This window comes from Streptomyces hirsutus, from assembly GCF_001418415.1.
In the GTDB taxonomy this organism is placed as follows: domain Bacteria; phylum Actinomycetota; class Actinomycetes; order Streptomycetales; family Streptomycetaceae; genus Streptomyces; species Streptomyces hirsutus.
The window spans coordinates 1-5,205 of sequence record NZ_LIQT01000286.1; the positions used below are offsets into that span (position 1 = coordinate 1).

General features: G+C 70.4%; 5 protein-coding genes. 3 read left to right on the plus strand and 2 right to left on the minus strand.

The annotated features are described in order from the left end of the window. The coding region (locus AOK11_RS21220) for a molybdopterin-binding protein (RefSeq protein WP_240497432.1) at positions 1 to 876 on the plus strand (876 nt) is incomplete at its 5' end. Next, positions 873 to 1,967: a potassium channel family protein gene (locus AOK11_RS21225; RefSeq protein WP_055595310.1), complete on the plus strand. Its 1,095-nt coding sequence runs from the start codon at positions 873 to 875 to the stop codon at positions 1,965 to 1,967. The genes AOK11_RS21220 and AOK11_RS21225, both read left to right, overlap by 4 nt. 72 nt (positions 1,968 to 2,039) lie before the next feature. On the opposite strand, the gene AOK11_RS21230 is transcribed toward AOK11_RS21225, so the two are convergent. Together AOK11_RS21230 and AOK11_RS21235 are read right to left on the minus strand one after the other, a co-directional pair. After that, entirely contained in the window at positions 2,040 to 2,891 is an 852-nt protein-coding gene (locus AOK11_RS21230) for an ABC transporter permease (RefSeq protein ID WP_055595311.1), read from the minus strand. Beyond that, complete coding sequence (locus tag AOK11_RS21235; protein WP_055595312.1) at positions 2,888 to 3,940, minus strand: ATP-binding cassette domain-containing protein; 1,053 nt, start codon at positions 3,938 to 3,940, stop codon at positions 2,888 to 2,890. The genes AOK11_RS21230 and AOK11_RS21235 overlap by 4 nt, the downstream gene beginning before the upstream one ends. Positions 3,941 to 4,231: 291 nt before the next feature. On the opposite strand from AOK11_RS21235, the gene AOK11_RS21240 reads away from it, so the two are divergent. Continuing rightward, positions 4,232 to 5,205 (plus strand): NAD(P)H-quinone oxidoreductase (locus AOK11_RS21240; RefSeq protein ID WP_055595313.1); only part of this gene is annotated, 974 nt, incomplete at its 3' end.

Here is a 5,205-nt window from a genome sequence, read left to right on the forward strand (position 1 = left end):
CCGCCCCGGCCGCCGGGCGCATCCCGCGCCGGGTCCGGCTCCACGGTCGCGCACGGTCAGGACATCCGCCCACGCGGCCAGGAGTGCCGCAGCGGCGAGCAACTGCTGTCGGCCGGCACCCTGGTGACCCCGGCCGTGCTGGGCCTCGCCGCGGCCGCCGGGTACGACACGCTCAGTACCCTCCCCCGCCCCCGCGTCGAGGTCCTCGTCCTCGGCGACGAACTGCTCACCGGAGGCCTGCCGCACGACGGACTGATCCGGGACGCCCTCGGCCCGATGCTGCCGCCCTGGCTGCGCGCACTCGGTGCCGAGGTCACCGCCGTCCGCCGGGTCCGCGACGACGCGCAGGCGCTGTACAAGGCGATCACGAGGTCCGGCGCCGATGTCGTCCTCACCACCGGCGGTACCGCCGCGGGCCCGGTCGACCACGTCCACCCGACGCTGCGCCGCATCGGCGCCGAACTCCTCGTGGACGGAGTCGAGGTGCGCCCCGGCCACCCCATGCTCCTGGCCCGCACCAAGGAGAACCAGTACCTCGTCGGTCTGCCCGGCAACCCCCTTGCCGCGGTCTCCGGGCTGCTCACGCTCGCCGAACCCCTGCTGCGGACCCTCGCGGGCCGCCCCGCCCCCGAGCCGTACACGATGCCGCTGCGGAACGCGGTGCAGGGACATCCGCACGACACCCGTCTCGTCCCGGTCGTACTGCGCGGTGATGTGGCCCTGCCGTTGCACTACAACGGTCCCGCCATGCTGCGGGGCATCGCGGCGGCCGATGCCCTCGCGGTCGTCCCCCCGGGTGGCACACGACCCGGTCAGGAGACGGAACTGCTGGATCTGCCCTGGGCATCCGGAGGAATCGGGGTGTGTTTCACGTGAAACTTTCGGGCGAGGACGCCATGGCCCGTCAGGCGGACGAGCACCTGATGACGCATCGGGTGAAACTGCCCAGGAAAGTGGTCGAGCATCCGATCCGTCAGGTTGCCAAGCGGCTGTCCATGGCGTTGCTCCTCCTCGTGGTGACGGCGTTGATCGTGTACATCGACCGCGACGGTTACGCCGACAACTCCGACGGCACCCTCGATTTCCTCGATGCCTTCTACTACGCGACCGTCACCCTCTCCACCACGGGGTACGGCGACATCACCCCGGTCAGTGACGCTGCCCGGCTGACCAACATCTTCGTCATCACGCCGTTGCGCGTGATGTTCCTGATCATCCTGGTCGGCACCACCCTCGAAGCCCTCACCGAACGCACGCGGGAGGAGTGGCGACTGAACCGCTGGAGGTCCACCTTGCGTGATCACACCGTCGTCGTCGGATTCGGCACGAAGGGCAGGTCCGCGATCAAGACCGTCTGCGCGACGGGGCTCCGCAAGGAGCAGGTCGTGGTGGTCGACCCCAGCAGCAAGGCGATCGAGGCCGCGGCGGCCGACGGATTCGCGGGCGTCATAGGGGACGCGACGCGCAGTGAGGTGCTGAAGCGGGCCGAGGTCTACCGGGCGAAGCAGATCATCATCGCCACCCAGCGCGACGACACGGCCGTACTGGTGACGTTGACGGCCCGTCAGCTCAACCGCAACGCGAAGATCGTGGTCGCGGTGCGCGAGGAGGAGAACGCCCCCTTGCTGAAGCAGTCGGGTGCCGACGCGGTCATCACCAGTGCCAGCGCGGCCGGCCGGCTGCTCGGTCTGTCCGTGCTCAGCCCCGCGGCCGGCATGGTGATGGAGGACCTCATCCAGCAGGGCACCGGTCTCGACATGGTCGAACGGCCGGTCATAAAGGCCGAGGTGGGCAAGTTGCCGCGCGAGGTCGACGATCTGGTGGTGAGCGTCCTGCGCGGGCACCGGGTGCTCGGCTACGACGACGAGAACGTCGGGAAGCTCGAGCTGACGGACCGGCTGATCACCATCGTGCGGGCGACGCCGGGCACCCAGGTCACCCCCGACATCCGCCCGCTCCACGACTGACCTTGCCGGGACACGCGGGAGACGACGTGGTGNNGGCACCACGTCGTCTCCCGCGGCGTTCGCCGGTCCGCGTCACTTGTGGTGGTAGAGCCGCATCGTGATCGGTCCGAAGACCAGGACGAACAGGGCGGACCAGCCCAGCGACCAGGCCACCTCGTCGGCCGGCCAGTCCCCCGCCATCAGTCCGCGCACCGCGGACGCCAGGTGCGTGACGGGGCTGTTGTCGACGAAGGCCTGGAGCCAGCCCGGCATGGTCCGGGGGTCGACGAAGACGTTGGACAGGAAGGTGAGCGGGAAGATCACCATCATGCTGACGCCCATCACGGACTTCTCGGTGCGCAGCATCAACCCGAACATCGTCCAGATCCAGGAGAACGCGAACGCGAAGACCACCAGCAGCACGATCCCGGCGAGCACACCGGCGACCCCGCCGTCCGGCCGGTAGCCGAGGACGATGCCCACGGTGAGCATCACGACGGACGCGATGGTGTAGCGCAGGGCGTCCCCGAGCAGATAGCCGACCATCGTCGAGGGCCGCCAGATCGGCAGGGTGCGGAACCGGTCGAAGACGCCCTTCTCGATGTCCGTGTTGACCGAGACACCGGTGTACATCGTGATCATCACGACCGACATCACCAGGATGCCCGGCAGCAGGAACTGGATGTACTCCGTCGGCGAACCGGCCAGCGCTCCGCCGAAGAGGTACGTGTACATCAGCACCATCATGATCGGGAACGCGGTGACGTCGAAGAGCTGCTCCGGCACGTGCTTGATCTTGAGGATCGCGCGCCAGCCGAACGTCAGTGAGGCCGACCACGCGCTGGGCCGCGGCGGGCGCTCCTCGGCGACCAGCAGCTCGGCGAGGGAGTCGGTGCGGACCGGGGCGAGTTCCGCGCTCTCGGCGGTCGTCGTCACGGTGCTCATGCCGCCACCTCGTCCTTCGGGCCGGAGGAGTGGTCGGCGCCGGATCCCGTCCCGGAACCGGCACCGGCGCCCGGTGCCCGGGTGTCGTGGCCGGTGAGGGCGAGGAACACCTCGTCCAGGCTCGGCTGGCCGAGCGAGAAGTTGTCGACGGTGATGCCGGCCGTGGCCAGTTCGCCCAGCGCGCGGGCGGCCTGTTCGGCGGCGGTGTCCCGGCTCGTGGCCGCGCCCAGGCGGGCGGTGAGCGTGACCGGGTCGGGCTCGGGCTGCACCTGTGCGTCGAGCAGGCGGCGCAGCAGGTCCGCGGCGAGCGGCCGCTGATCCGGATCGCGCAGCCGTAGATGTACGGTGCCGGCGCCGACGGACGCCTTCAGCTCACCCTTGGTGCCCTCGGCGATCACCTTCCCGCGGTCGATGACGGCGATCCGGGACGCCAGCTGGTCGGCCTCGTCCAGGTACTGCGTGGTCAGCAGCACGGTCGTGCCCCGGGCGACCACCGCGCGCACGATGTCCCACACCTGGTTGCGGCTGCGCGGGTCCAGGCCGGTCGTCGGTTCGTCGAGGAACAGCAGGTCGGGGGTGTTGAGGAGGGATGCGGCGATGTCGATACGGCGCCGCATTCCGCCCGAGTAGTGCTTGACCTGCTTCGCCGCCGCGTCCGTCAGGCCGAACGCCTCCAGGAGCTGGGCGGCCCGGTTGCGGGCGTCCGGTTTGCGGTGACCGAGGAGCCGGGCCAGCAGAACCAGGTTCTCGGCACCGGTGAGGTCCTCGTCCACGGACGCGTACTGCCCGGTGAGGCTCACCAGGCCGCGCACCGTGTCGGCCTCGCGCACGATGTCGTGGCCGAAGACATGGGCGTCGCCGCCGTCCGGCCTCAGCAGGGTGGCGAGCATCTTCACGGTGGTGGTCTTGCCTGCGCCGTTCGGTCCGAGGACGCCGTACACCGTCCCGGCCGGGACGGTGAGATCGACTCCGTCGACGGCCCGTGTCTCACCGAAGGTCTTGACCAGGCCGGCGGTCTCGATCGCCATGCCGGACGTCTGCGTGCTCATGCTTCGGGTCCTTCCGCGTGCTTCCGCGTGCTTGGGCGTGCTTGGGCGTGCTTGGGCTACGCATGGAGAGACCTTCACGGTCGCGCAAACTCATCGCTTTTGCACATGGGTTTCCCCGCGAACCGGCCCAACGACGGAGCCCGCCCTCCGCCCGTGGACCCAGGCCTCCCTCCGCCTGTGGACCCGGGCCGGCTCCCGGACCGAGCCGGCTTCCGGACCGAGCCGGCTTCCGGACCGGATCGGTCACGGACCTGAGCCGCCCACGGCCCGGCCGGGGGTAGCGTCGCTCTCATGTATGCGATCACGATTCCCGAACCCGGTGGACCCGAGACGCTGGTATGGGCGAAGGTCCCCGATCCCGTTCCCGGTGAGGGCGAGGTGCTGGTCGAGGTGGTGGCCGGCGCCGTCAACCGCGCCGACATCATGCAGCGGCAGGGCTTCTACGACCCCCCGCCCGGCGCCTCCCCCTACCCCGGCCTGGAGTGCTCCGGCCGGATCACCGCGCTCGGCCCCGGCGTGACCGGGTGGGCGGTCGGCGACGAGGTGTGCGCGCTGCTCGCGGGCGGTGGCTACGCGGAGCAGGTCGCCGTCCCGGTCGGCCAGCTGCTCCCCGTCCCCCAGGGGCTCGACCTCAAGCAGGCGGCGGCACTCCCGGAGGTCGTCTGCACGGTCTGGTCGAACGTCTTCATGGTGTCCCACCTCCGTCCCGGCGAGACGCTGCTCGTGCACGGCGGCTCCAGCGGCATCGGCACCATGGCGATCCAGCTCGCCAAGGCCGTCGGTGCCAAGGTGGCCGTCACGGCCGGTACGAAGGAGAAGCTGGAGCGCTGCGCCGAGCTGGGCGCCGACATCCTGATCAACTACCGCGAGCAGGACTTCGTGGCCGAGCTGAACCAGGCCACCGACGGCGCCGGCGCGGACGTCATCCTCGACAACATGGGCGCCAAGTACCTGGACCGCAACGTCAAGGCCCTCGCCGTCAACGGCCGGCTCGCGATCATCGGTATGCAGGGCGGGGTCAAGGGCGAGCTGAACATCGGCGCCCTCCTCGGCAAGCGTGCCGCCATCAGCGCGACCTCGCTGCGCGCCCGGCCGACGGCGGAGAAGACGGCGATCGTCGCGGCCGTGCGGGAGCACGTCTGGCCGCTGATCGAGGGCGGTCATGTCCGTCCCGTCGTCGACCGTGAGATCCCGATGCAGGACGCGGCCGACGCCCACCGGTGCGTGGAGGCCAGCAGCCACATCGGCAAGGTGCTGCTGATCGC

What these genes read in the sequence shown, in the direction of transcription:
- AOK11_RS21230 (WP_055595311.1), bottom strand. Translation starts at nt 2,891, where the DNA reads ATGAGCACCGTGACGACGACCGCCGAGAGCGCGGAACTCGCCCCGGTC.
- AOK11_RS21235 (WP_055595312.1), bottom strand. Translation starts at nt 3,940, where the DNA reads ATGAGCACGCAGACGTCCGGCATGGCGATCGAGACCGCCGGCCTGGTC.